Origin of the sequence: Pseudomonas sp. Sample_24 (genome assembly GCF_004307605.1) — a bacterium.
In the GTDB taxonomy this organism is placed as follows: domain Bacteria; phylum Pseudomonadota; class Gammaproteobacteria; order Pseudomonadales; family Pseudomonadaceae; genus Aquipseudomonas.
Window position 1 is genome coordinate 1 of the sequence record NZ_RCNW01000139.1, and the last position, 3,052, is coordinate 3,052.

The window sequence follows — 3,052 nt, forward strand, 5'->3', positions numbered from 1 at the left end:
GGAACTCACGCAATTCCTTGCGGAAAAATTCGGCACGGGGAGGATAGTCGAAACCCAGGGTCGACAACGCATCGATTACCCGGAAATTGCCGGTATTGCGACCGAAAAAGGTTTCGACGCCGATGATCGAGACGATCACCTGAGCCGGCACGCCGTATTCCTGTTCAGCCCGGGCCAGCACCGCTTCGTGCTGGCGCCAGAAATCCACGCCACGGGCGATACGCGCGTCGGTGATGAACATCGGGCGATATTCGTTCCACTGCTTGACCCGCTCGGCGGGTTTCGAAATAGCGTCCAGGATCGACTGTTTGCGCTCGGCTTCGCGAAACACGCCCATCAACTGTTCACCGGCGAAACCGTAGTCGCGGGTCATTTCACCGACGAATTCGGCCACTTGCGGTGTGCCTTCGTAATCGCCGGCCAACGCTTCCTGCGCAGTGCCAAGGATGCTTACCAGGCCGACCCACGGCGCGTATCGAGTCGCCCAGCCACGCATTACTTGCATTGAACTCTTCACCTTATTCAAACCTGTGCGATCCACTTACGATGGGTATGGATCGACATCAAAACCCCAAACGCTGACAGCAGCGTCACCAGCGAAGTTCCTCCGTAGCTAATGAACGGCAACGGCACCCCCACGACCGGCAACAGGCCGCTGACCATACCGATATTGACGAAAACATAAACAAAAAACGTCATGGTCAGCGCGCCGGCCAGCAACTTGCCGAACAATGTCTGGGCCTGGGCGGTAATCACCAGCCCGCGCCCGATCAACAGCAGGTAGATCAACAGCAGCGCGCAAATGCCCACCAGACCGAATTCTTCGCCCATGACCGCAATGATGAAGTCGGTATGGCTTTCCGGGAGAAAGTCCAGGTGCGACTGTGTGCCCAATAGCCACCCCTTGCCGAACACGCCGCCGGAACCGATGGCGGCCTTCGACTGAATGATGTTCCAGCCAGTGCCCAGCGGATCACTTTCAGGGTCGAGGAACGTCAGGACCCGCTGCTTCTGGTAATCGTGCATGACGAAGAACCACATGGCGATGGCCACGGGCACCGTTGCGGCCAGTACGCTGAGAATCCAGCGCCAGCGCAGGCCACCCATGAACAGCACGAATGCACCACCGGCCAGGATCAGCAGCGAGGTGCCGAGGTCCGGTTGCCGCACAATCAAAATGAACGGCACGCCGATCAGCATCAGGCTGACGCCCACGTGTTTAAGCTGCGGTGGCAGACTGCGTTTGGACAGATACCAGGCGATAGTCGCCGGCATCAGGATTTTCATGAACTCCGAGGGCTGGAAGCGGATCACCCCGGGAATATTGATCCAGCGTGTCGCGCCCATGGCGTTGTGGCCCATGATGTCCACCACCAGCAACAGCATCACGCCGACCACGTAGCCCAGCGGCACCCAACGCGCCATGAATCGCGGTTCGAATTGGGCGATGACGATCATCGCCACCAGGCCAATACCGAACGAGGTGGCTTGTTTGCCCAGCAGATCCCAACTTTTGCCACTGGCCGAATACAACACGAACAGGCTGCCGGCGGCGAGGGTCAACAGCAGGATCAGCAAAGGGCCGTCGATGTGCATGCGTTGCAACAACGTCGCCCGGCGACGCATCACATCCTCGCTGGAAAGCATGCGATCGAAATTATTCTTCACGGGCCGTAGCCTCCGCGCTGATAGGACTGGCGTATTCGGCTTTCAGATGACCGCTCTCATCGAGCAACCAGGCGTCCATGACTTGACGCACCACGGGCGCTGCCACGCCGGAGCCGGACTCGCCGTTCTCCACCATCACCGACACCACGATTTTCGGGTCGTCGGCCGGCGCAAAGCCGACGAACAAAGCGTGGTCACGGTGGCGCTCCTGAACCTTGGAGCGGTCGTACTTCTCGCCTTGCTTGATCGCCACCACCTGAGCCGTACCGCTCTTGCCGGCGATCCGGTACTGCGCACCGATCGAAGCCTTGCGCGCGGTGCCCCGGGCGCCATGCATGACCTGCTGCATGCCGTGGTTGACCTTGGTCCAGTCCGACGGGTCGCGCAGGATAATGTCCGGCATGGGATTTTCATCCACCGGCTTCGCGCCTTCGATGGTCTTGGCCAGATGCGGGCGATTCCAGATGCCTTTGTTGGCCACCAGCGCGGTGGCCTGGGCCAACTGCAACGGAGTCGATTGCATATAGCCCTGACCAATCCCGAGAATCAGCGTTTCGCCCGGGTACCATGCCTGACGGCGGGTCGCACGCTTCCACTCGCGGGACGGCATCAAGCCAGGCGACTCTTCGAACATGTCCAGAGAGACTTTCTGGCCGATGCCGAACTTGGTCATGTAGGCCGACAGCCGATCGATCCCCAGCTTGTGCGCCAGGTCATAGAAGTAGGTGTCGTTGGAACGCATGATCGCCGTATCGAGGTCGACGAAGCCGTCGCCGGTGCGGTTCCAGTTGCGATACTTGTGGTCGTAGTTGGGCAGCATGTAGTAGCCCGGATCGAATACCCGGCTCGACGCTGTCACCACGCCCGCGTCAAGACCGGCAATCGCCACCGCTGGCTTGATCGTCGATCCAGGTGGATACAGGCCGCGCAGAACGCGGTTGAACAACGGCCGGTCGATGGAATCGCGCAGTTCGGAATAGGCCTTGAAGCTGATGCCGGTGACGAACAGGTTCGGATCGAAACTCGGTTGGCTGACCATCGCCAGCACTTCACCGGTTTTCGGGTCCAGCGCCACGACAGCGCCGCGCCGCCCGCCAAGTGCGGCTTCAGCGGCTTCCTGCAACTTGATGTCCAGGCTCAGCACGATGTCCTTGCCGGGAATCGGATCGGTACGCTTGAGTACCCGCAAAACGCGGCCCCGAGCGTTAGTTTCGACTTCTTCGTAACCCACCTGGCCGTGCAGTTCGGGCTCGTAAAAGCGTTCGATACCGGTTTTGCCGATGTGATGGGTGCCGCTGTAATTGACCGGGTCGAGGGTCTTGAGCTCTTTCTCGTTGATCCGCCCCATGTAACCCACCGAGTGCGCAAAGTGCGCGCCCTGCGG

Annotated in this window: 3 protein-coding genes; all 3 read right to left on the bottom strand. The window is 60.1% G+C overall.

Features of this window, described 5'->3' with window-relative positions; all coding sequences use genetic code 11:
* The coding region (locus tag D8V06_RS06595) for a lytic murein transglycosylase (RefSeq protein WP_177434389.1) at window positions 1-517 on the bottom strand (517 nt) is incomplete at its 3' end.
* A 5-nt stretch (window positions 518-522) separates the two neighbouring features.
* On the bottom strand, window positions 523-1,626 hold the full coding sequence (gene rodA / locus D8V06_RS06600) for a rod shape-determining protein RodA (RefSeq protein ID WP_056855903.1): 1,104 nt from the start codon (window positions 1,624-1,626) through the stop codon (window positions 523-525).
* A 31-nt stretch (window positions 1,627-1,657) separates the two neighbouring features.
* Window positions 1,658-3,052 (bottom strand): penicillin-binding protein 2 (gene mrdA / locus D8V06_RS06605; protein WP_130930649.1); only part of this gene is annotated, 1,395 nt, incomplete at its 5' end.

Coding starts and splice junctions, on each gene's coding strand:
- rodA (WP_056855903.1), bottom strand. CDS start 1,626: ATGCGTCGCCGGGCGACGTTGTTGCAACGCATGCACATCGACGGCCCT.